We start from the raw sequence: 21,581 nt of genomic DNA, 5'->3' as shown, positions 1-21,581 counted from the left end.
TGCTTCTCCTTATTAGCGTGCAGCCAGCATCGCGGTCAGTTTTTCGGCCCAGGCTTTAGTTTCCGGCAGATCCTGAACCGGCTGGCTGTAATGGCCGCGATTATCGGGCGCGACCGGGGTCGTGGCGTCGATAATCAGCTTGTCGGTGATACCCGCCGGGCTTGAGCCGGGATCAAGCTCCAGTACCGACATATTCGGTAACTGCACCAGATCGCCAGCCGGATTCACCTTCGACGACAGCGCCCACATCACCTGCGGCAGATTGAATGGGTCAACGTCTTCATCAACCATAATGACCATCTTTACATAGCCCAGGCCGTGCGGCGTGGTCATGGCGCGCAGACCGACTGCACGGGCGAAGCCGCCGTAGCGTTTTTTGGTCGAGATAATCGCCAGAAGGCCGTGGGTATACATCGCGTTGACCGCCTGCACTTCCGGGAATTCGGCTTTCAGTTGCTGGTAAAGGGGGACGCACGTGGCTGGCCCCATCAGATAATCAATTTCAGTCCAGGGCATCCCCAGATACAGTGATTCAAATATTGGTTTAGTGCGGTAAGAGACCTTATCGATACGCACTACGGTCATATTGCGGCCGCCGGAGTAGTGGCCGGTAAATTCGCCAAATGGCCCTTCGATTTCACGCTTACGGCTTTCGATCACCCCTTCCAGTATCACTTCCGAGCCCCAGGGCACGTCAAAGCCGGTGAGCGGCGCGGTCGCGATCGGGTATGGGCTTTCGCGTAGCGCGCCCGCCATTTCATATTCCGACTGATCGTATTTCAGAGGCGTGGCGCCCATGAGGGTAATGATGGGATCGTTGCCGAGCGTAATGGCGACAGGCAGATCCTCGCCGCGTTCTTCCGCTTTATGCAGATGTAACGCGATATCGTGCATCGGCACCGGTTGCAGGCCCAGCTTGCGCTTGCCCTTCACTTCCATGCGGTAAATACCCACGTTCTGCTTGCCGAAATGGGTGGGATCGAGGGGATCGCGGGATACCACGCAGGCTTTATCCAGATAAAATCCACCGTCGCCATCGTTGAGGCGAAACAGCGGCAAAATATCAAACAAATTAATCGCATCGCCATCCACGCAATTTTCTGCCCAGGCGGGGTTTTCGCGGCGCTCTGGCGCAACCGGGAAGTTATCCCAGCGACGAATGAATTCGTCGATCTGTTTTTTGACCGGGGTATTCGCCGGTAATCCTAAAGAAATGGCGTGGTTCTGCCAGGAGCCAATGGTATTCATCGCCACACGGGCATCCGTGAAGCCGCGGATATTATCGAACCACAGCGCGGGAGCGCCATCGCCGATGCGGCCTGTCGCGTTGGCTGCCGCTGCTAAATCGGGTTCAGCGTTGACCTCTTCGCTAATTCTCAGCAGCTGCCCCTGTTCATCAAGCGCCTGTAAAAAACTGCGTAAATCATCAAAAGCCATATTCTTTCTCCTGTGAACAATTCTCTGCCGCCTGTAATCCTTCCCAACGACGCGCTTTGTGATGCTCAAGACCAAACTGATCGAGGACGCGCGTAACGATATGCTGCGTGATGTCATCGACAGATTGCGGATGGTTGTAGTAAGCGGGCATGGGCGGCACCATGACCACGCCCATGCGGGAAAGCGCCAGCATGTTTTCCAGATGAAGGGTGCTGAGCGGCGTTTCGCGCGGTACCAGCACCAGCTTGCGCCCTTCTTTCAGCACCACGTCGGCGGCACGTCCAACCAGACCATCGGCATAGCCGGCGCGAATGCCTGCCAGCGTTTTCATACTGCACGGAATGACAATCATGCCGTCGGTGCGAAAGGAACCCGACGAAATGATCGCTCCCTGGTCCGCTGAATGATGAGTAACATCCGCCAGCGCTGCCACCTCTCGCGCGGTATACGACGTTTCCAGCTCAATGGTGGTTTTTGCCCATTTCGACATCACCAGATGCGTTTCAATTTCGGGCATATCGTGCAGTGCTTTTAACAGGGCAACGCCCAACGGAGCGCCTGTGGCACCGGTCATTCCAACAATCAATCTCATTACGCCTCGCCATATCGTTCGCATACGAACAATGTGGACATTACGCCAGACCCCATGGCAACGCAAGTGTGGACAATAGCCAGCGCATTTTTCGTCAACGAGGCGTGCATTAAAAATGCGTCAGTTAACGGCTATGATAGAGAAGACATTTTATAGGGAGCTTTCATGGAGCTGAGAAACGAGGCGTTTCACCTGTTGCGCCAGCTTTTCCAACAACATACGTCGCGCTGGCAGCAAGCCATGCCGGAACTGACGAAACCCCAGTATGCGGTGATGCGCGCCATCGCCGAACATCCAGGTATAGAACAAGTGGCGCTGACCGACGTCGCCGTCAGCACGAAAGCGACGCTCGCCGAGATGCTCAACCGAATGGAAATACGCGGTCTGGTACGCCGGGAGCCCGATCCGCAGGACAAGCGACGCCGGTTCGTCTTTCTCACCGCTGAGGGTAATGCGCTGCTTAATAACTGTTTGTCCGTCGGCGCGGGTGTGGATGACGCATTTCTGGGGAAACTAAGCATGCAGGAACGGAAACAGCTGGGCGAACTGATCCGCAAGATGATGGACTAACGCGTAAAACAAATCCCAACGCCAAAAATGAAAAAGGCCAGTCCTGAGACTGGCCTTTCTGAACAGCATAAAACTTATTCGCGGAACAGCGCTTCGATATTCAGACCCTGAGTTTGAAGAATTTCACGCAGACGGCGCAAACCTTCAACCTGAATCTGACGTACACGCTCGCGAGTCAGGCCGATTTCACGACCCACGTCCTCAAGCGTTGCCGCTTCATAGCCCAACAGGCCGAAACGACGCGCCAACACTTCACGCTGTTTGGCATTCAGTTCGAACAGCCATTTGACGATACTTTGTTTCATGTCATCGTCTTGCGTGGTGTCTTCCGGACCGTTGTCTTTTTCATCGGCCAGGATGTCCAGCAGCGCTTTCTCTGAGTCACCACCCAGCGGGGTATCAACAGAGGTAATGCGCTCGTTGAGACGCAGCATACGGCTTACGTCATCAACCGGTTTATCCAGCTGCTCGGCAATCTCCTCCGCGCTGGGCTCGTGGTCCAGCTTGTGAGAAAGCTCACGCGCAGTACGCAGATAAACGTTCAACTCTTTAACAATGTGAATCGGCAGACGGATGGTACGGGTTTGATTCATAATTGCCCGTTCAATCGTTTGACGAATCCACCATGTTGCATAGGTTGAGAAGCGGAACCCACGTTCAGGGTCAAATTTCTCGACAGCGCGAATCAGCCCCAGGTTGCCCTCTTCAATCAGATCCAGCAGAGCCAGACCACGATTGCTGTAGCGACGAGCAATTTTTACCACCAGACGCAGGTTACTCTCGATCATGCGACGGCGGGAGGCGACATCACCACGCAGAGCGCGGCGCGCGAAATAGACTTCTTCTTCTGCTGTTAACAGCGGGGAATAACCAATCTCCCCCAGATACAGTTGAGTCGCGTCCAGCACACGCTGTGTTGAACCCTGCGACAACAGCTCTTCTTCAGCTAAGTCGTTATCACTGGGTTCCTCTTCTATTAAGGCTTTTTCGTCAAAAGCCTCTACTCCGTTCTCATCAAATTCCGCGTCTTCATTTAAATCATGAACTTTCAGCGTATTCTGACTCATAAAGGTGGCTCCTACCCGTGATCCCTAAGCAAAGCGCCTGACTCTGATTTTACTGACCGCAGTGGCTATGAGAGCCGTTGCGCCCTTTAAAGCAGAGTGGCAAACCGCTTTACCAAATTATCGCTGCGGTAAATAACGCAGCGGGTTTACGGATTTCCCCTTGTAACGAATTTCAAAATGCAAGCGTGTAGAACTGGTTCCGGTGCTACCCATGGTAGCTATTTTCTGCCCTGCCTTAACTTCTTGTTGTTCCCGGACCAGCATTGTGTCGTTATGGGCGTAGGCACTCAGGTAATCATCGTTGTGTTTTATGATGATTAGATTACCGTAACCGCGCAGTGCATTACCGGCATAAACTACCCGCCCGTCCGCTGTGGCGATGATAGCCTGTCCTTTACTGCCTGCGATATCGATCCCTTTGTTACCGCCTTCGTTAGCGGAGAAGTTCTCGATAACCTTGCCATCAGTCGGCCAGCGCCATGTAGAAATCGGCGAACTGGTTGTGGTACTGCTGACAGTCGGTTCAGTAGAGCTAACCACAGGTGCCGTTACCGGTGCTGTGACAACAGTCCCAGTACCCGGATTGTTCGGCAACATTTTGTTAGCACTTTGTTCACCTGAGGACTCAGAATACGTAATTGTTGGTTTCGACGCAACTACCGTGGTGGAATTTTGTGCAGGTGGTGTAACGATCCCCTGCGCAGTAGCATCGGCCTGGGTAATTGCATTACCGCCAGTGATAGGTGTTCCCGATGCGTTTCCAACTTGCAGCGTCTGTCCGACGTTCAAACTGTAAGGTGCCTGGACGTTGTTTCGCTGCGCTAAATCACGGAAATCATTACCTGTTATCCAGGCAATGTAGAAAAGTGTATCACCACGCTTAACGGTATAGGTGCTCCCCCCCGTATAGCTGCCCTTCGGAATGTTCCCATATTTACGATCGTAGACAATTCGACCATTTTCTGTACGAACAGGCTCACTGGGAATAGCCTGTACCTGCGCGGGTTGGGTAACAGGTGGTTGTACCGGTTGGATTTGCGGTGCTGGAGCCGATGGTTGAGTATTCATTTTTGGCGGCGGGGTAATCAACATTCCGCTACTGGTATTACCGCCGCTGCTGCCGCCGTTGACTGAACTGATCGGCGCTTGTGAATGGTTATTGGATGAACACCCAGCGACCAGGAGTGAAATCAGAGAAAGTGTCGCCACCTGGCGTGCTGTAAATTTATGGCTTCCCGCGCTCATTGTTCCCCCAAAATGATAATCTTTACTGCTTAAAATGAAGACAGCCGTGTCAGGCTATCAGCAAAATGAAAATTTGCCTCACCATACGCTGATAAGCCGATAAGGAAACAGGAAAAACTCCTGGTTATGCCAGTTCTCCACGAACTAAAGGTACGAAGCGAACGGCTTCCACGGTGTCGATAATAAACTCGTCGCCCCGCCGACGAACCCGCTTTAACAGCTGATGTTCATCGCCCACGGGCAAAACAAGAATGCCGCCGTCATCCAGCTGCGCCATTAAGGCAGCAGGGATTTCCGGTGGTGCGGCTGTGACAATAATAGCGTCAAATGGCGCACGTGCTTTCCAGCCCTGCCAGCCATCGCCGTGACGGGTTGAAACGTTGTGCAAATCAAGCTGTTTGAGACGGCGCCTGGCGTGCCATTGAAGCCCTTTGATGCGCTCAACCGAGCAAACATGATGAACCAAATGCGCCAGAATGGCGGTTTGATAACCTGAGCCGGTACCGATTTCAAGCACCCGAGACTCCGGTGTAAGCTCCAGAAGCTCCGTCATCCTGGCAACCATATAAGGTTGCGAAATGGTTTGTCCCTGACCGATCGGTAGTGCGACGTTATCCCACGCTTTGTGTTCAAACGCCTCGTCGACGAACTTATCGCGCGGAACCTGAGCTAATGCCTCAAGCACGCGCTCGTCGCTGATCCCTTGCGCACGCAACTGTTTTAAAAGCGTTTGTACGCGATTACTCACCATTGCCCATCCACTCCCGCACGATCGAGCCAGGTGGAGACAACCTCCTGCGCGCTATAGGCCGTCAGGTCAACGTGAAGAGGCGTGACTGATACATAACCTTCATCAACGGCGGCAAAATCGGTTTCCGGTCCGGCATCGTGCTTTTCGCCGGGCGGCCCAATCCAGTACAGCGTATTGCCGCGCGGATCCTGCTGAGGGATCACTTTATCCGCCGGATGACGGCTGCCGCAGCGCGTCACGCGGATGCCTTTAATTTCTGACAACGGTAAGTCCGGCACATTGATGTTCAGAATGCGGCCAGTACGCAGCGGCTCGCGCTCAAGGGCCCGCAGGATGCTACAGGTTACCGCAGCAGCGGTTTCGTAATGTTCGAAGCCGTTAAGCGATACCGCCAGCGCAGGGAAACCGAGGTGACGCCCTTCCATCGCTGCCGCCACCGTACCCGAGTAAATAACGTCGTCCCCGAGATTCGGCCCGGCATTGATGCCCGACACCACCACGTCCGGGCGCGGGCGCATCAGCGCATTAACGCCCAGGTAGACGCAGTCGGTAGGCGTCCCCATTTGCACGGCGATATCGCCATTAGGGTATTCAAAGGTGCGCAGAGAAGACTCAAGCGTCAGCGAGTTTGAAGCGCCGGAGCGGTTGCGATCGGGTGCGACAACCTGCACCTCGGCAAATTCGCGTAAGGCTTTCGCCAGGGTCTGGATCCCCGGCGCATGGATTCCATCATCGTTACTCAGCAATATCCGCATAATCACCCGACGTTGTTATCAATTCCCTTACTACACTGGTGGCAAAACTCCCCGCAGGCAACCAAAAACGCACTTCCACGGTCGCGTCACCCTCCCAGGCCCAGCTCATCGACTGGGGAAACATCAGCATCGCGCGCCGGGCGGCTTCTACTTTCTCACGCGTTAATAACGCCTGTAAATCCGCCTCTGAGGCAATGCGCTGTTGCTCATTTTCCAGCGCCTGACGCACGGTTCCCCACTCGCCGCTGCCCGGCAGCGCCGCCGTAATTAACAGTTCATGATTATCGACACGCGACTGGAGCGTCGGCAGTTCTTCCTGCGTCGCCACAAACCAGCTTCCGCGCCCCGCTAATTGTAGCGCATCGCCGTCAACAACTTGATTAAAGTCTGTTTTTTTCAAACGCTCACTAACCAGCTGATTAAACAACGCGCTGCGGGCTGCTGACAATGCAAAACTGCGTTTATTGCGATCGCGCAACGGTTGATTATTTTGCGCCCACACCCGCGCCTGAATCAGATTGCTGCCGCCGCGACCAAAACGCTGCGGGCCAAAATAGTTAGGCACGCCGTCGTTTTTTACTGCATGAAGGCGAGTCTCCAGCTCATCGCGCCGGGTAATGTCGCGCAATAGTAGTGTGAAGTGATTGCCTTTTAATGCCCCGGTGCGCAGTTTGCGCTTATGGCGCGCATACTCCAGCACCTGGCAGCCTTCCAGCGCAAAGCCGCTTAAATCCGGCCTCTCTTTACCAGGTAAGCGCACGCAAAGCCACTGTTCAGTCACGGCGTGTTTGTCTTTTTGCCCTGCAAAGCTGACTTCGCGAGCCGGCACTTTAAGGAACTTAGCCAGCGCGTCTGCGACAAAGCGTGTGTTGCAGCCTTTTTTAACGATGCGCACCAGCAACTGCTCACCTTCGCCATCCGGCGCGAAGCCCAAATCTTCCACAACGACGAAATCTTCCGGCGAGGCCTTCAGAACGCCCGAACCCTGTGGTTTGCCGTGCAGCCACGTCAGTTGTTCAAAATCCATCAGACTTTCACCTTCACCAACAGCGCCACCGCTTCGCAGGCGATACCTTCGCCACGCCCGGTAAAGCCCAGTTTCTCGGTGGTGGTGGCTTTGACGTTAACGTCATCCATATGGCAACCCAGATCCTCGGCGATAAACACGCGCATTTGCGGAATATGCGGCAGCATTTTCGGCGCCTGGGCGATGATAGTCACATCGACGTTACCCAGGGTGTAGCCTTTTACCTGAATCCGGCGCCAGGCTTCGCGCAGCAGTTCACGGCTGTCAGCACCTTTAAACGCCGGGTCGGTATCCGGAAACAGTTTGCCGATATCACCCAGCGCCGCCGCGCCTAACAGCGCGTCAGTCAAAGCATGCAATGCCACGTCGCCATCTGAATGGGCCAGCAGGCCTTTTTCATAAGGGATACGGACTCCCCCGACGATCAGTGGGCCTGGGCCGCCAAAGGCGTGTACATCGAAGCCATGTCCGATTCGCATTATGCATTCTCCATCTGGGTTAAACGGGTAAGATAAAACGCCGCAAGGGCAAGGTCTTCAGGACGCGTGACTTTAATATTATCGCCTCGCCCGGCCACCAGTTCGGGATGGTAGCCGCAGTGTTCCAGCGCTGATGCCTCGTCGGTGATCGTCGCCCCTTCATTAAGGGCGCGGACCAGGCAGTCACGCAGTAATTCAAGCGGAAAGAGTTGCGGGGTGAGCGCGTGCCAGAGGTCGATGCGTTCGACGGTATGGGCAATCAACGTTTTCCCCGGCTCGCCGCGCTTCATAGTGTCGCGCACCGGCGCGGCCAGGATGCCGCCGACGCGGCTGTGCGCCGTGATCGCCAGTAGCGCGTCCAGATCGTCAGGATGCAAACAGGGACGCGCGGCGTCATGCACTAACGCCCACGCGGCGCCGTCGGCCATTTTCAACCCCGCCAGCACCGAATCTGCCCGCTCACGGCCGCCGTCAACGCGCGTTACGCGCGGATCGCGAGCCAGCGGCAGCGCATCAAACTGCTTATCGGCGGGGCTGACGGCCACAATAACGCGGCCCACACGAGGATGGCGCAGTAAGCTTGCCACCGCGTGTTCAAGAAGAGTGTGGTCACCAATGGTGAGATATTGCTTGGGACAGTCTGATTGCATGCGGCTGCCAATCCCGGCAGCCGGCACCACGGCAATCACGTCCGCACAGGAAGATGCCATGTGTATAACCTGAGCCTGTTATCGATTATTCTGTCGTGACCCCGCCGCCTGCTTAGACGCATCGGGCACCAGACGATAGAAGGTTTCGCCGGGTTTGGTCATGCTCAATTCGTTACGCGCGCGTTCTTCAATGGCCTCTTGTCCGCCATTGAGATCGTCGATTTCCGCGAACAACTGGTCGTTACGCGCTTTGAGTTTTGCGTTAGTTGCCTGCTGGGCCGCCACGTCATCGCTGACGCGGGTGTAGTCATGAACGCCGTTTTTACCAAACCACAGTGAATACTGTAGCCAGACGACTAATGCCAGCAATAGCAGTGTTAGTTTACCCATTCTGCCCCCTGAAAAACGGCATCATCATCCCACAACTTTCTGTCAGGCACTACCTGGCCCAATCCGACTCCCAAAAAACAGCGGCAAAATGTACCACATAAAAGGGCAATATGCGCCTGTACCGGCGGAGCGGGAACGCAATTCATTACTCGTTACGCCTGGAAGTATGCTTTAACTTAGCTCATAAGCCAGAGAAACAGCACGCCAAACATCAGAGCGACGGTGACGATCGTCATGACGCAGCTTACGATCAGGCGGCCATCAAGCAGGGAATGGAGCGCAATGCCGATAACGACAGCCACGGGCATCAACGCCAGAAAGAAAGGCCAGGTGTAGAGAAAAAAGAACAGGGTGTTAGAGCCATAGAACAGGAAAGGGAAACCCAACGCCAACAGCCACGCCAAAAAGCCAAGAATAGCCCCAGGGAATGTCCAGGTTGTCTCTTCAGCAGCAGGCGGGACGGATGCCTGCGAGATAATCATGTTTGTTGAATTGCGCATACCCGATCCTGTGACCTGACTTGCCGGGAACAGGATTTCCCGGCGCTGTCTCAGAATTTGATAATATCGTCCCGCCGCAGCAGGTCTAATATTTGCGCAATCAAATTTGTTACTAATTGTTCACCATCTAAATGGATTTCCGGGCGTTCAGGCGCTTCGTACACCGCATCGATGCCGGTGAAATTACGCAGCTCACCGGCGCGCGCTTTCTTATATAATCCCTTGGGATCGCGCGCTTCGCAGACGTCCAGCGGGGTATCAACAAACACCTCAATGAAACGCCCTTCCCCCACCCTATCGCGCACCATCGCGCGTTCTGCCCGGTGCGGAGAGATAAACGCCGTCAATACCACCAGCCCGGCATCCACCATCAGGTTAGCCACTTCGCCCACGCGGCGAATATTCTCTTTGCGATCGGCATCGCTAAAGCCCAGGTCGCTGCACAGGCCATGGCGCACATTATCGCCATCCAGTAAATAAGTGCTGACGCCGCGCTCGTGCAGCGCTGTCTCCAGCGCCCCCGCGAGAGTGGATTTCCCCGAGCCCGAAAGCCCGGTAAACCACAGCACCACGCCCCGGTGCCCGTGCAACTGCTCACGGGCCTGCCGGGTCACCAGATGCGAATGCCAGACGACATTATCATCATGGGCAGCCATTATTTGCCTCCCAGCAAATCGCGCGCGCCCCAGTGCGGGAAGTGGCGGCGCACCAGCGCGTTCAGCTCCAGCTCGAAGGCGCTGTAGGCAGAAGGTTCCTGGAAGACATCTGCCTGCGGTTCAAGCACCATGCCTGCGCCCACGGTGACGTTAGACATGCGATCGATAAAGATCAGGCCGCCAGTGACGGGATTATGCTGATAAGGATCCAACACCAGCGGCTCATCAAACGTAAGATCCACTAACCCGATCCCGTTCAGCGGCAGGGTTTCCACCACGCGCTGGGTCAGGTTGTTGATATCCACCTGAAACTGAATGTTGTCGACCCGGGCGCGAGTCTTTTTACCCGCGACTTTAATGTCATAACTTTGACCCGGCGTGAGCGGCTGTTCCGCCATCCAGACCACGTCAACTTTCGCGGCCTGCACGGTAGCCAGGCTTTCACTGGCGTCCAGCAAGACATCGCCGCGGCTGATGTCGATTTCGTCTTTCAGGACCAGGGTAATAGCCTCACCTGCCGCCGCCTCTTTCAGATCGCCGTCGAACGTCACAATACGCGCCACGGTCGATTCCACGCCAGACGGCAGCACTTTAATACGCTGTCCAACTTTCACCACGCCAGAGGCTACGGTTCCGGCATAGCCGCGGAAATCGAGGTTCGGACGGTTAACGTACTGAACCGGGAAACGGAATGACTGCTGCTCCACATCTTTGCGGATTTCAATAGTCTCCAGCACTTCCAGCAGCGTCGGGCCGCTGTACCACGGCATTTTAGTGCTCTGACTGGCGACGTTATCGCCTTCCAGCGCCGACAGCGGCACAAAACGGATATCCAGCGAGCCCGGCAACTGCCCGGCGAAGGTCAAATAATCCTGTTTGATCTGCTCGAAAGTCTGCTCGCTGAACTCAACCAGATCCATTTTGTTAACCGCGACCACCAGATGCTTAATCCCCAGCAGCGTGGAGATAAAGCTGTGGCGGCGGGTCTGATCGAGCACGCCTTTGCGGGCGTCGATCAGCAGGATGGCCAGATCGCAGGTGGACGCGCCGGTCGCCATGTTGCGGGTGTACTGCTCATGGCCAGGGGTGTCGGCGATAATAAATTTTCGCTTCTCGGTGGAGAAATAGCGGTACGCCACATCAATAGTGATGCCCTGCTCGCGCTCGGCCTGTAGGCCATCCACCAGCAGCGCCAGATCCAGCTTCTCGCCCTGGGTGCCATGGCGTTTGCTGTCGTTATGCAGCGAAGAGAGCTGATCTTCGTAAATCTGACGGGTATCGTGCAGCAGGCGGCCAATCAGGGTGCTTTTCCCGTCATCAACGCTGCCGCAGGTCAGGAAGCGCAGCAGGCTTTTGTGCTGTTGGGCATGCAGGTAAGCCTCTACGCCACCCTCGTCAGCAATTTGTTGGGCAATCGTGGTGTTCATTAGCGGCTCCTTAGAAATAACCCTGACGTTTTTTAAGCTCCATGGAGCCTGCCTGATCGCGGTCAATCACGCGGCCCTGCCGTTCGCTGGTAGTGGAAACCAGCATCTCTTCGATAATTTCCGGCAGGGTTTGCGCGTCGGATTCCACGGCGCCGGTCAGCGGCCAGCAGCCAAGGGTACGGAAGCGCACCATGCGCTTTTTGATCACTTCGCCAGGCTGAAGATCGATACGGTCATCATCAATCATCATCAGCATGCCGTCGCGCTCCAGCACCGGGCGCTCTGCGGCCAGGTAAAGCGGCACGATCTCAATATTTTCCAGATAGATGTACTGCCAGATATCCAGTTCGGTCCAGTTTGACAGCGGAAAGACGCGGATGCTTTCGCCCTTATTAATCTGGCCGTTGTAGTTGTGCCACAGCTCCGGCCGCTGGTTTTTCGGGTCCCAGCGGTGGAAGCGGTCGCGGAACGAGTAAATACGCTCTTTGGCGCGGGATTTCTCTTCATCGCGGCGCGCGCCGCCAAAGGCCGCATCAAAACCGTATTTATTCAGCGCCTGCTTCAGGCCTTCGGTTTTCATGATGTCGGTATGCTTAGCGCTGCCGTGGACAAACGGATTAATACCCATCGCCACGCCTTCCGGATTTTTATGTACCAGCAGTTCGCAGCCATAGGCTTTAGCGGTACGGTCACGGAACTCGTACATCTCACGGAATTTCCAGCCGGTATCGACATGCAGCAACGGGAACGGCAGCGTGCCCGGATAAAACGCTTTACGCGCCAGGTGCAGCATCACGCTGGAGTCTTTGCCGATGGAGTACATCATTACCGGATTCGCGAATTCTGCGGCAACTTCGCGAATGATATGGATGCTTTCCGCCTCCAGTTGTCGCAGGTGAGTGAGTCGTTTTTGATCCATAACCTTTCCTTATAAGGCCTGACACCGCAGGCGTTGTATTACGGCCTGTCGCGCCAGTACCTAAGCCAAAGTCACTACGGAAGAGGAATCGCCCTCTGCCTGAGTGGTCGGTTGAAACCAGGCGAGTTGCTCACTGAGCGCCACCACTTCGCCAATCACCAGCAAAGCGGGCATTGGCGAGCGTTTCGCCAGGTCGTCGAGTTGTTGTAATGTGCCGGTCAGTACCTGCTGGTCTTTCCGGGAGCCGCGGCTGATGACCGCCACTGGCGTGTCGGCAGCGCGGCCATGTTGTATAAGTTGTTCGCTGATGTGCGCGGCCTTCATGGTGCCCATATAGATCGCCAGGGTTTGATGGCCCTGCGCCAGATGCGCCCAGTCAAACGGCTGGCTGTCCGATTTATAGTGGCCGGTTACAAAGGTCACGCTCTGGGCATGTTCTCGATGAGTCAGCGGAATGCCCGCGTAAGCCGTCGCGCCAGCGGCAGCGGTGATCCCCGGCACCACCTGGAACGCAACGCCCGCCTGCTGTGCCGCCTGCAACTCTTCGCCGCCACGGCCAAAAATAAACGGGTCGCCGCCTTTCAGACGCACGACGGTTTTGCCTTCACGCGCTAAATCAACCAGCATCTGATTGGTTTCATGCTGAGGAACGGCATGCTCTCCCGCGCGTTTACCCACGCAAATGCGATCGGCATCGCGACGCACCAGTTCGAGTACCTCGTCGCTAACCAGATGGTCATACAGCACCACATCCGCCTGCTGGAGGACCTGCAGACCGCGCAGCGTCAACAGCCCGGCATCGCCTGGCCCTGCCCCCACCAGAATGATCTCCCCGGTTTGCCCCTGGGAGTTTTCCAGCGCGGCCTCCAGCGTGTTTATCGCTGCGGGCTCATTCCCCGCCGCCATCAGGCTGGCAAAGCGACCGCGAAATGCCTGCTCCCAGAAGCGCCGCCGCGCGTCGGTGGTGGATAACGCGCCTTTAATCCGCTCGCGGAAACTGCCTGCCACCGTGGCCATCCGTCCGAGGCTTTGTGGCAACAGCGATTCCAGTTTTTCACGCAGCAAACGCGCTAACACTGGCGCATTGCCACCGGAAGAGACCGCCACCACTAACGGCGAGCGATCGACAATCGAAGGGAAAATAAACGAGCACAGCGGCTGATCGTCCACCACGTTGACCAGCCGGTGACGGGCGCTAGCCGCGTCAAACACCCGGCGATTCAGTTCGCGGTTGTTGGTGGCGGCAATAACCAGAAAAACGCTGTCCAGTTGCTGTTCGTCAAACTCAGCGGCCAGCCATTCGACATGGCCGGCATCAACGTCACGCTGCAGTTCTGTCGCCAGTTTTTTGGCGACTACGCGTACCACCGCGCCAGCCCGGCGCAGTAGGCTAATTTTACGCACCGCGATTTCACCGCCGCCGACGACTAATACCGGGCGCGCTTTCAGATCTGCAAACAGGGGAAGATAGTCCACTCGCTGGCTCACTCAACATCAGAATCCAGAAGCGACTATAGGGGGCGCCTTAAAACGAATGAAATTACCAATTGGCATGAGTAGTTCCACAAAGGAATAAGCCGCTGGCAAAGCATCGTTAAAAAAGTGCTTAAGGCGTGATTTTTCGGGGGTTTCAGCGCAAATGAAATTGTGTAATGCACGTCACAGTTTCATACTAGGCAAAAAAATTTTTCCGCGTTTTTGATGATTAAGGATTATCTATGTTTCCCGCATTGCGCCGTGGCATGATCGATTGTGCAATCGGTCTGGCGCTCAGTGTTGGTGCTCTTTTTCCGGCGTTTGCTCAGGCCTCCGCGCCCGGCGAAACCGCAAGCGCGCAGGCTCGTCATATCGCCACTCTGTTTCCTGGCCGCATGACCGGCACGCCCGCCGAAATGCTCTCTGCTGACTATATACGCCAGCAGTTCGCACAGTGGGGATATCACAGCGACATCCGCACGTTTAATACCCGCTACGTTTTCACCCGCGCCAATAAGCTGACCAACTGGCAGAACGTCACCGGATCGAGCGTGATTGCCGCCCATGAAGGCAAACTGCCGCAGCAGATCATTATTATGGCGCACCTCGATACCTATGCGCCGCAAAGCGATGCCGACATTGACAACAATCTGGGCGGGCTGACGTTACAGGGCATCGACGATAACGCAGCCGGGCTTGGGATAATGCTGGAGCTGGCTGAAAAATTGAAAGACACGCCGACCCAGTATGGCATTCGCTTTATCGCCACCAGCGCCGAAGAAGAAGGCAAGCTGGGCGCAGAGAATATCCTCAAGCGGATGAGCGCCCAGGAGCGCAAAAACACCCTGCTGGTGATTAACCTCGATAACCTGATAGTCGGCGACAAACTCTACTTTAACAGCGGGCGATCCACACCAACGGCAGTGCGTAAGCTGACCCGCGACCGGGCGCTGGCTATTGCGCGCAATAATCATATCGCCGCCGGCACCAATCCTGGGCTGAACGCCCATTATCCCAAAGGCACTGGGTGCTGCAACGATGCGGAAGTCTTTGATAAAGCCGGCATTCCGGTGTTATCCGTGGAAGCGACCAACTGGTCGCTAGGCCAGAAAGACGGATATCAGCAACGGGCGAAAAGCGCGCAGTTTCCGGCAGGCACCAGCTGGCACAATGCCCAACTGGATAACCAGCAGTATCTCGATCGCACCCTGCCGGGAAGAATTGAAAAACGCAGCCGCGATGTAATGCGGATTATGCTGCCGCTGGTGAAAGAACTGGCGAAAGCAGGCAAAGCGTAAAAATGGGTGCGTGAGGCCAAACCGTCACAGTTCGATACGCGGGGTCGCCCCCGCGTTTCAGCGACTTCTTCGGTTCGTAAGCGAGAACAGCGCTGAATTCCATACCACGCTCTTTAATGCGCAGCTCGCAAAGCGAGTCGCGCACCATCAGCGTAAACCCCAGCGCCGTGATACACAGCGCGATGATTGCCACAAGGGCGTACTTTGACAGCATGTCTTGCCTCCAGATAAAGAAGAGACTACCATCCAAATTGCTGGTTTGGTTGTTAGCCTCAGGTTGATAGAAATATCGCCTGGGCTTTTAACTCTCTGAACCCTGCAAATGCTCAAAGCCAGACAGCCTCAAGCACCCGCCGCAATTCTATTCCCGATCCCCTCTTTGTCTGCGTTTCTCGCTCCGTTACGGAAGACAGTTCGCAAGATAAAAAATTGCCCCCGGCATGATGGCGGAGGCATTGAACAGATTCCGAATATTAACCTTCGTGCAGGCCGCATTCACGCTTCAGGCCGAAGAAGCGGGTTTCTTCTTCCGCCATCCCCGGTTCCCATTTTCGGGTGGTGTGTGTATCCCCCACCGACAGATAGCCCTGATCCCACAGCGGATGGTATTTCAGCCCATGTTTTTGCAGATACTGGTACACCGTCCGGTTATCCCAGTCGATGATCGGCAGCACTTTGAAGATGCCCCGGCTGATCGCCAGCACCGGCAAGTTCGCGCGGCTACCGGACTGCTCGCGGCGCAGGCCGGCAAACCAGGTTTTGGCGTTCAGTTCGCTTAACGCCCGGTTCATCGGCTCCACTTTGTTGATGTCATTGTATTTCTCAATGCCCTCAACGCCCTGCTCCCACAGTTTGCCATAGCGCGCTTCCTGCCAGGCCGGGCTTTGTTGCGCACGATACACCTTCAGGTTCAGCTTCAGTTTGTCGGTCAGCTCATCGATAAACTGATAGGTTTCCGGAAACAGATAGCCGGTATCCGTCAGGATCACCGGAATATCCGGGCGCTGTTGGCTAATTAAATGCAGGCTCACCGCCGCCTGGATACCAAAGCTGGATGACAGCACCGCCTCGCCCGGCAGGTTTTCCAGCGACCAGGCGACACGCTCTTCGGCGCTCAGCTTCTCAAGCTGAGCGTTGGTTTCCGCCAGCGCCAGAATCCGATCCACTTTCGGTAATTCATTTAACGTCTGTAGATCCAGAATGGACATAATCACCTCTTCTGTTGGAGTTATTCCCAGAAATCACGCGCCGGATCGAGGATCGGGCGGATGATGCCGGTACGCACGGTGAAATCGCCAAACCCTTCGCCGTCTTCACGCTCTGTTGACCAGCGGCCAATCAGCTCGTCCAGCGCCGCCAGAATTTCCGGCTCGGTGATGTTTTCTTTATACATGCGCGGAATACGCGTACCGATACGGTTACCGCCCAGATGCAGGTTATAACGACCCGGCGCTTTACCGACCAGACCGACCTCTGCGAGCATCGCGCGGCCACAGCCGTTCGGGCAGCCAGTGACCCGCAACACGATATGCTCGTCGCCGACGCCGTGCTTTTCCAGTACCGCTTCGACTTTATCCGTGAAAGACGGCAGGAAACGCTCGGCTTCCGCCATTGCCAGCGGACAGGTTGGGAACGACACGCAGGCCATGGAATTTTCACGCTGCGGCGTTACCGCATCCATTAACCCGTGATTGCGCGCCAGCTTCTCGATCTTCGCTTTCTGGCTCTCCGGCACGCCCGCGATAATCAGGTTCTGGTTGGCGGTAATGCGGAATTCGCCTTTATGGATCTTCGAGATCTCCAGCAGGCCGGTTTTCAGCGGGCGGCCAGGATAATCCAGGATACGGCCATTCTCGATAAACAGCGTCAGGTGCCATTTATTGTCGATGCCCTTCACCCAACCGATGCGATCGCCGCGACCGGTAAATTCATACGGGCGAATCGGTTCGAATTTGATGCCCGCGCGACGCTCCACTTCCTCTTTAAAGGTGTCGAGGCCGACGCGTTCGAGGGTGTATTTGGTTTTGGCATTCTTACGATCGGTGCGGTTGCCCCAGTCGCGCTGCGTGGTGACAACGGCTTCCGCCACCGCCAGCGTGTGCTCAATCGGCAGATAACCAAACTCGCTCGCGGTGCGCGCATAGGTTTTTTTGTTACCGTGCTCAATGGACAAACCGCCCCCCACCAGCAGGTTAAAGCCCACCAGCTTGCCGTTTTCGGCAATCGCTACGAAGTTCATGTCGTTGGCGTGCAGATCGATATCGTTCTGCGGCGGGATCACTACCGTGGTTTTGAACTTACGCGGCAGATAGGTCTGGCCGAGGATCGGTTCTTCGTCGGTGGTCGCCACTTTTTCCTGATCGAGCCAGATCTCCGCATAGGCGCGGGTACGCGGCAGCAGATGCTCGGAGATCTTCTTCGCCCACTCATACGCTTCGGCGTGCAACTCGGATTCGTACGGGTTGGAGGTACACAGCACGTTACGGTTCATGTCGTTGGCAGTCGCCAGCGCGTCCAGCCCTACCGAGTGCAGCATCTGATGTACCGGCTTAACATTCTTCTTCAGAATGCCGTGAAACTGGAAAGTCTGGCGGTTGGTCAGACGGATACTGCCGTAAATAGTGTTGTCGTGGGCGAACTTATCAATCGCCTGCCACTGTTTGGTGGTGATGATCCCGCCCGGCAGGCGGCAGCGCAGCAGCATCGCATGACGCGGCTCCAGTTTTTGCGCGGCGCGCTCGGCGCGAATATCGCGGTCGTCCTGCTGATACATGCCGTGAAAGCGGATCAGCAGAAAGTTGTCGCCTTTAAAACCGCCGGTCAGACCGTCGTTTAAATCTTCGGCAATGGTGCCGCGCAGGTAGTTGCTCTCTACCTTCATGCGCTCGGCGTCAGACAGTTTGCCTTCGACCACCAGTGGGCCAGGGTGTTTTTCGCTCATTAGTAGACATCTCGCTGATAACGGCGCTCAACGCGCAGCTCACTTAAATATTCATCCGCCGCTTCGGTATCCATGCCACCAAATTCGGCAATCACGTCCAGTAACGTCTGCTCAACGTCTTTCGCCATTCGGTTGGCGTCGCCGCAGACATAAATATGGGCACCGTCATTAATCCAGCGCCACAGTTCCGCGCCCTGTTCGCGCAGTTTGTCTTGTACGTAAATTTTTTGTTTTTGATCCCGCGACCAGGCCAGATCGATACGGGTCAGCAGGCCTTCTTTGACGTAGCTCTGCCACTCCACCTGGTACAGGAAGTCTTCGGTAAAATGCGGGTTGCCGAAGAACAACCAGTTTTTACCGCTCGCCCCTTCGGCAGCACGCTGCTGCATAAAAGCGCGGAAGGGCGCAATACCAGTACCGGGACCGATCATGATCACCGGCGTATCCGGATTAGCAGGCAAGCGGAAGTTATCGTTATGTTCGATAAACACGCGCACTTCGCCATCTTCTTCGACGCGATCCGCCAGGTAGCTGGATGCGCCCCCCGCGCGGGCGCGGCCTTCAACGTCGTAACGCACCACGCCGACGGTGATATGCACTTCGTTTTCCGTTTCCGCCTGGGAAGAGGCGATAGAGTACAGGCGCGGCGTCAGCGGGCGCAGCAGGCCAATCAGCTGCGCAGCATCCAGTTGCGCCGGCGCGAAACGCACCATATCGACAATCGGCGTGATGCCAGCGTAGTGCTGCAATTTGTTTTTATCGCCAATCAGATCCTGTAGGGTTTCGGCGCGGGTCAGTGTGGCGTAATTCTCAACGATATTGGCGGTGTTAACCGTCAGCTCAAAATGCCACTGCAGCGCTTCACGCAGCGGCAGCGTTTTACCGTCGATCTCAACGGGTTCGTCCCCTTTCAGCCACAGCAGGCCCACCAGTTCGTCGACCAGGGCCGGATCGTTCTGATACCACACGCCTAACGCATCGCCTGGCTGGTAGCGCAGCCCGGAATCGCCTAAATCGATCTCCAGATGACGCACGTCTTTCTCAGAATCACGCCCGGTGATTTTCTGGTTTACCGCCAGGCTGGCGGTCAGCGGCGCTTCTTTGGTATACGGCGTGCTGGTCACATCATTTACCGCGCCAGACGCGGTTTGCGGCACAGCGCCCGTCGCGGCAGGCGCGCGGGATTTCAACACCTCGACGATGCGCTCGCGCCACGCCTGCGCGGCGGGCTGGAATTCAACGTCGGTATCCACGCGATCGAGCAAGCGCTCTGCGCCCAGCTCTGCCAGCTTGCTGTCAAAGTCTTTACCGGACTGGCAGAAAAACTCATAGGAACTGTCGCCCAGCCCAAACACGGCAAACGCGGTGTTATCCAGCTTCGGCGCTTTTTTCGAGAACAGGAACTTGTGCAAAGCGACCGCTTCTTCCGGCGGTTCACCCTCGCCCTGGGTGGACGTCACGACGATCAGCAATTTTTCCTGGGCGATTTGCTTGAATTTGTAGTCGCCCGCGTTCACCAGCGTCACGTTCAGCCTGGCAGCCAGCAAATCGTCGCGCAGCGCTTCTGCCACGCGGCGCGCGTTGCCGGTTTGCGACGCGGAGATCAGCGTAATCGCCGCTGCTTCCGGCGCGCTCTGCACAACCGCGCCCGGCGCTGCGCCCTGTTGATTAATCACGCCCCAAAAATAGCCGGAAACCCATGCCAGCTGTGTGGGGGAAAAGTCCGTAGTGGCCGCCTGAAGGCGCGCCAGTTGTTCCGGGCTCAGCGGGAGCAAAGCGTTCGGAGGGGCCTGAGTCGTCATGCGTCGTAATGTCCAGTATTAAAGCTGTCTTCGTTATAAAAACAGAACAGAATGTAAGGTTACCGGGCGACATGATATCTATTAAATAAGCGCTGGAAATATCAAATAACCAAAATGACTAACCGCTTTTACAGGTACGTATTAGCGCTAAAACAGATTAATTAATTCTTTGATTTTTAAGATTATTTTAAATGCTACATGCCAAAAACCGCGCTTCGCCACGGAATGCCGGTTTTAGTTAATGCTAAAAAAAATGGTTTCCGGTACCCTACGGCGGTTTTTTTGCACCAGGATCCCGTCATGCCAACCACAATTTTTAAAGAATTCATCTTCGAAGCCGCCCACCGTTTACCCCATGTGCCGGAAGGGCATAAATGCGGTCGTCTGCATGGCCACTCATTTTTGGTCCGCCTGGACATTACCGGGGATGTGGATCCCCACACCGGCTGGATTATTGATTTCGCTGACTTAAAAGCGGCGTTTAAACCGATCTACGATCGGCTGGATCACTATTATCTGAATGATATCCCCGGCCTGGAAAACCCCACCAGCGAAGTGCTGGCGCGCTGGATTTGGCAGCAGATGAAGCCGAAAATGCCGTTGCTGAGTGCGGTGATGATCAAAGAAACCTGCACGGCAGGCTGCGTGTATCGCGGCGAATAAGAGATTCGCCCGGACGTTATCAGAATACGTTCGGGCGAAAAGTTATATCAGGCAATATTCAGGTACTTATGCGTCTGCATTGAGAAACGCCAGTTGCGGGCGATGCAGGTTTCAATGCACAGGCGCGTAGCGTCTTCTTTCTGGCTGATCGGCTGAAGCGCAATCACGCGCTGTTTCTGGTCGTTGAGCGTTGCCAGCAACTCATCCAGCGCTTCAATATCGCGCATCCGCCCGACCGGATGTTTGATTTCATCGGCCCGCTCCAGCGCCTGATGCAGCACATCATATCCGCCACGCATATTCACTTTCGGCGAGACCGTCACCCACGTGGTGGCAATCGCGCGGATTTCATGGGTGCCGCTGGTTTCAATCTGGCAGCTAAAACCGCTTTTTTCCAGCAGATGGGTGAGCGGGATGAGGTCGTGAATACAGGGCTCGCCACCGGTGATCACCACATGACGCGCGGTCCAGCCCTGGCGTTCAATCACCGCCAGCAACTCTTCCGGGCTGGCGGCGCCCCATTTATCGCTCTCTTTGGTTTTGGCAAGGATGCTGTAAAGCGACACTTCCCGATCGGCAAGCTTGTCCCAGGTGTGTTTGGTGTCGCACCAGGCACAGCCTACCGGGCATCCCTGCAAGCGAATAAAAATGGCGGGAACGCCGGTGAAATAACCCTCGCCTTGCAGGGTCTGGAACATCTCGTTTATCGGGTACTGCATTATCGGCTCTTCATTGGTGGTAAACCACTATTATCGCATATTACTGCCACTGGCGCTTGCGCAGTTCCTGCCCGGAAGGCTTGCCAGGGCGGTAAATCCGCCCTGCGCTAACGCAAAAGCAAATTTTGTGACACACCTTAGTATCGCGTGTGCAACGAAAATTCATATTTCACCAATATTTGCGGTTCATCACCTTTTAAAGCTTACCCTGCTAATT

General features: G+C 55.7%; 22 protein-coding genes and 1 pseudogene. 3 read left to right on the top strand and 20 right to left on the bottom strand.

Going from position 1 to position 21,581, the window contains the following annotated elements:
- Positions 1–12: 12 nt before the first annotated feature.
- Both GV764_RS11625 and GV764_RS11620 read right to left on the bottom strand, forming a co-directional pair.
- The gene (locus tag GV764_RS11625; RefSeq protein ID WP_161660306.1) at positions 13–1,437 is read right to left on the bottom strand and encodes a non-oxidative hydroxyarylic acid decarboxylases subunit C; all 1,425 of its coding nucleotides are present in this window, start codon (positions 1,435–1,437) and stop codon (positions 13–15) included.
- The gene (locus tag GV764_RS11620) at positions 1,427–2,029 is read right to left on the bottom strand and encodes a non-oxidative hydroxyarylic acid decarboxylases subunit B (protein ID WP_161660305.1); all 603 of its coding nucleotides are present in this window, start codon (positions 2,027–2,029) and stop codon (positions 1,427–1,429) included. The genes GV764_RS11625 and GV764_RS11620 overlap by 11 nt, the downstream gene beginning before the upstream one ends.
- Positions 2,030–2,194: 165 nt before the next feature.
- Between GV764_RS11620 and GV764_RS11615 the strand changes: the two genes are divergently transcribed.
- Entirely contained in the window at positions 2,195–2,599 is a 405-nt protein-coding gene (locus GV764_RS11615) for a MarR family winged helix-turn-helix transcriptional regulator (RefSeq protein ID WP_161660304.1), read from the top strand.
- Between the two features lie 74 nt (positions 2,600–2,673).
- On the opposite strand, the gene rpoS is transcribed toward GV764_RS11615, so the two are convergent.
- From rpoS to cysG, 13 genes are all read right to left on the bottom strand, one after another.
- Entirely contained in the window at positions 2,674–3,666 is a 993-nt protein-coding gene (rpoS, locus tag GV764_RS11610) for an RNA polymerase sigma factor RpoS (protein WP_002434658.1), read from the bottom strand.
- 117 nt (positions 3,667–3,783) lie between these two features.
- Positions 3,784–4,911 (bottom strand): murein hydrolase activator NlpD, encoded by a 1,128-nt coding sequence (nlpD, locus tag GV764_RS11605; protein ID WP_161660303.1) that lies wholly within the window; start codon positions 4,909–4,911, stop codon positions 3,784–3,786.
- A 124-nt stretch (positions 4,912–5,035) separates the two neighbouring features.
- On the bottom strand, positions 5,036–5,662 hold the full coding sequence (locus GV764_RS11600; protein WP_125294887.1) for a protein-L-isoaspartate(D-aspartate) O-methyltransferase: 627 nt from the start codon (positions 5,660–5,662) through the stop codon (positions 5,036–5,038).
- Positions 5,656–6,417: a 5'/3'-nucleotidase SurE gene (gene surE / locus GV764_RS11595; RefSeq protein ID WP_161660302.1), complete on the bottom strand. Its 762-nt coding sequence runs from the start codon at positions 6,415–6,417 to the stop codon at positions 5,656–5,658. The genes GV764_RS11600 and surE overlap by 7 nt, the downstream gene beginning before the upstream one ends.
- Positions 6,398–7,444 carry a tRNA pseudouridine(13) synthase TruD gene (gene truD / locus GV764_RS11590; protein ID WP_476561218.1) on the bottom strand — a complete coding sequence of 349 codons (1,047 nt, stop codon included), beginning with the start codon at positions 7,442–7,444 and terminating at the stop codon, positions 6,398–6,400. The genes surE and truD overlap by 20 nt, the downstream gene beginning before the upstream one ends.
- Positions 7,444–7,923: a 2-C-methyl-D-erythritol 2,4-cyclodiphosphate synthase gene (gene ispF / locus GV764_RS11585; protein ID WP_161660301.1), complete on the bottom strand. Its 480-nt coding sequence runs from the start codon at positions 7,921–7,923 to the stop codon at positions 7,444–7,446. The genes truD and ispF overlap by 1 nt, the downstream gene beginning before the upstream one ends.
- Entirely contained in the window at positions 7,923–8,633 is a 711-nt protein-coding gene (ispD, locus tag GV764_RS11580) for a 2-C-methyl-D-erythritol 4-phosphate cytidylyltransferase (RefSeq protein ID WP_161660300.1), read from the bottom strand. Before ispD ends, ispF begins: the two co-directional genes overlap by 1 nt.
- A gap of 18 nt (positions 8,634–8,651) precedes the next feature.
- Positions 8,652–8,963: a cell division protein FtsB gene (gene ftsB / locus GV764_RS11575; protein ID WP_161660299.1), complete on the bottom strand. Its 312-nt coding sequence runs from the start codon at positions 8,961–8,963 to the stop codon at positions 8,652–8,654.
- Between the two features lie 176 nt (positions 8,964–9,139).
- Entirely contained in the window at positions 9,140–9,463 is a 324-nt protein-coding gene (locus GV764_RS11570) for a DUF3561 family protein (protein ID WP_161660298.1), read from the bottom strand.
- Between the two features lie 50 nt (positions 9,464–9,513).
- Entirely contained in the window at positions 9,514–10,119 is a 606-nt protein-coding gene (gene cysC / locus GV764_RS11565; RefSeq protein ID WP_161660297.1) for an adenylyl-sulfate kinase, read from the bottom strand.
- Complete coding sequence (gene cysN / locus GV764_RS11560; protein ID WP_161660296.1) at positions 10,119–11,546, bottom strand: sulfate adenylyltransferase subunit CysN; 1,428 nt, start codon at positions 11,544–11,546, stop codon at positions 10,119–10,121. The genes cysC and cysN overlap by 1 nt, the downstream gene beginning before the upstream one ends.
- A 10-nt stretch (positions 11,547–11,556) precedes the next feature.
- Positions 11,557–12,465, bottom strand: coding sequence for a sulfate adenylyltransferase subunit CysD (cysD, locus tag GV764_RS11555; protein ID WP_015963247.1), 909 nt, complete (start codon positions 12,463–12,465; stop codon positions 11,557–11,559).
- A 60-nt stretch (positions 12,466–12,525) separates the two neighbouring features.
- A complete protein-coding gene (gene cysG, locus GV764_RS11550; protein WP_161660319.1) occupies positions 12,526–13,941 on the bottom strand; it encodes a siroheme synthase CysG in 1,416 nt (471 codons plus the stop codon).
- 242 nt (positions 13,942–14,183) lie between these two features.
- Here cysG and GV764_RS11545 point away from each other — a divergent pair, with 242 nt between their 5' ends.
- Positions 14,184–15,239 carry an aminopeptidase gene (locus GV764_RS11545; RefSeq protein ID WP_161660295.1) on the top strand — a complete coding sequence of 352 codons (1,056 nt, stop codon included), beginning with the start codon at positions 14,184–14,186 and terminating at the stop codon, positions 15,237–15,239.
- A 64-nt stretch (positions 15,240–15,303) separates the two neighbouring features.
- On the opposite strand, the pseudogene GV764_RS11540 reads toward GV764_RS11545, so the two are convergent.
- The 4 genes and pseudogenes from GV764_RS11540 to cysJ form a co-directional block, all read right to left on the bottom strand.
- A pseudogene (locus GV764_RS11540) lies at positions 15,304–15,453 on the bottom strand (Hok/Gef family protein); the annotation flags it as partial.
- Between the two features lie 259 nt (positions 15,454–15,712).
- Positions 15,713–16,447 carry a phosphoadenosine phosphosulfate reductase gene (gene cysH / locus GV764_RS11535; RefSeq protein WP_161660294.1) on the bottom strand — a complete coding sequence of 245 codons (735 nt, stop codon included), beginning with the start codon at positions 16,445–16,447 and terminating at the stop codon, positions 15,713–15,715.
- 20 nt (positions 16,448–16,467) lie between these two features.
- Positions 16,468–18,180, bottom strand: coding sequence for an assimilatory sulfite reductase (NADPH) hemoprotein subunit (gene cysI, locus GV764_RS11530; RefSeq protein ID WP_161660293.1), 1,713 nt, complete (start codon positions 18,178–18,180; stop codon positions 16,468–16,470).
- Positions 18,180–19,982 (bottom strand): NADPH-dependent assimilatory sulfite reductase flavoprotein subunit, encoded by a 1,803-nt coding sequence (cysJ, locus tag GV764_RS11525; protein WP_161660292.1) that lies wholly within the window; start codon positions 19,980–19,982, stop codon positions 18,180–18,182. The genes cysI and cysJ overlap by 1 nt, the downstream gene beginning before the upstream one ends.
- A gap of 300 nt (positions 19,983–20,282) precedes the next feature.
- Between cysJ and queD the strand changes: the two genes are divergently transcribed.
- Positions 20,283–20,645, top strand: coding sequence for a 6-carboxytetrahydropterin synthase QueD (gene queD, locus GV764_RS11520; protein WP_161660291.1), 363 nt, complete (start codon positions 20,283–20,285; stop codon positions 20,643–20,645).
- Between the two features lie 47 nt (positions 20,646–20,692).
- Here queD and queE read toward each other — a convergent pair whose 3' ends face one another.
- Positions 20,693–21,364, bottom strand: coding sequence for a 7-carboxy-7-deazaguanine synthase QueE (queE, locus tag GV764_RS11515; RefSeq protein ID WP_161660290.1), 672 nt, complete (start codon positions 21,362–21,364; stop codon positions 20,693–20,695).
- Positions 21,365–21,581 lie beyond the last annotated feature (217 nt).

Source organism: Atlantibacter hermannii (assembly GCF_009907385.1).
Lineage (GTDB): Bacteria > Pseudomonadota > Gammaproteobacteria > Enterobacterales > Enterobacteriaceae > Atlantibacter > Atlantibacter hermannii_A.
This window is presented reverse-complemented; position numbering and strand designations above follow the sequence as displayed.

Bases quoted from the DNA above. Each gene is read 5' to 3' on its own strand.
- GV764_RS11570 (WP_161660298.1), bottom strand. From the start codon at position 9,463: ATGCGCAATTCAACAAACATGATTATCTCGCAGGCATCCGTCCCGCCT.
- rpoS (WP_002434658.1), bottom strand. From the start codon at position 3,666: ATGAGTCAGAATACGCTGAAAGTTCATGATTTAAATGAAGACGCGGAA.
- GV764_RS11615 (WP_161660304.1), top strand. From the start codon at position 2,195: ATGGAGCTGAGAAACGAGGCGTTTCACCTGTTGCGCCAGCTTTTCCAA.
- ispF (WP_161660301.1), bottom strand. From the start codon at position 7,923: ATGCGAATCGGACATGGCTTCGATGTACACGCCTTTGGCGGCCCAGGC.
- surE (WP_161660302.1), bottom strand. From the start codon at position 6,417: ATGCGGATATTGCTGAGTAACGATGATGGAATCCATGCGCCGGGGATC.
- queE (WP_161660290.1), bottom strand. From the start codon at position 21,364: ATGCAGTACCCGATAAACGAGATGTTCCAGACCCTGCAAGGCGAGGGT.
- GV764_RS11545 (WP_161660295.1), top strand. From the start codon at position 14,184: ATGTTTCCCGCATTGCGCCGTGGCATGATCGATTGTGCAATCGGTCTG.
- cysJ (WP_161660292.1), bottom strand. From the start codon at position 19,982: ATGACGACTCAGGCCCCTCCGAACGCTTTGCTCCCGCTGAGCCCGGAA.
- cysN (WP_161660296.1), bottom strand. From the start codon at position 11,546: ATGAACACCACGATTGCCCAACAAATTGCTGACGAGGGTGGCGTAGAG.
- cysD (WP_015963247.1), bottom strand. From the start codon at position 12,465: ATGGATCAAAAACGACTCACTCACCTGCGACAACTGGAGGCGGAAAGC.
- cysH (WP_161660294.1), bottom strand. From the start codon at position 16,447: ATGTCCATTCTGGATCTACAGACGTTAAATGAATTACCGAAAGTGGAT.
- cysI (WP_161660293.1), bottom strand. From the start codon at position 18,180: ATGAGCGAAAAACACCCTGGCCCACTGGTGGTCGAAGGCAAACTGTCT.
- GV764_RS11625 (WP_161660306.1), bottom strand. From the start codon at position 1,437: ATGGCTTTTGATGATTTACGCAGTTTTTTACAGGCGCTTGATGAACAG.
- ispD (WP_161660300.1), bottom strand. From the start codon at position 8,633: ATGGCATCTTCCTGTGCGGACGTGATTGCCGTGGTGCCGGCTGCCGGG.
- GV764_RS11620 (WP_161660305.1), bottom strand. From the start codon at position 2,029: ATGAGATTGATTGTTGGAATGACCGGTGCCACAGGCGCTCCGTTGGGC.
- queD (WP_161660291.1), top strand. From the start codon at position 20,283: ATGCCAACCACAATTTTTAAAGAATTCATCTTCGAAGCCGCCCACCGT.
- GV764_RS11600 (WP_125294887.1), bottom strand. From the start codon at position 5,662: ATGGTGAGTAATCGCGTACAAACGCTTTTAAAACAGTTGCGTGCGCAA.
- cysC (WP_161660297.1), bottom strand. From the start codon at position 10,119: ATGGCTGCCCATGATGATAATGTCGTCTGGCATTCGCATCTGGTGACC.
- nlpD (WP_161660303.1), bottom strand. From the start codon at position 4,911: ATGAGCGCGGGAAGCCATAAATTTACAGCACGCCAGGTGGCGACACTT.
- ftsB (WP_161660299.1), bottom strand. From the start codon at position 8,963: ATGGGTAAACTAACACTGCTATTGCTGGCATTAGTCGTCTGGCTACAG.
- truD (WP_476561218.1), bottom strand. From the start codon at position 7,444: ATGGATTTTGAACAACTGACGTGGCTGCACGGCAAACCACAGGGTTCG.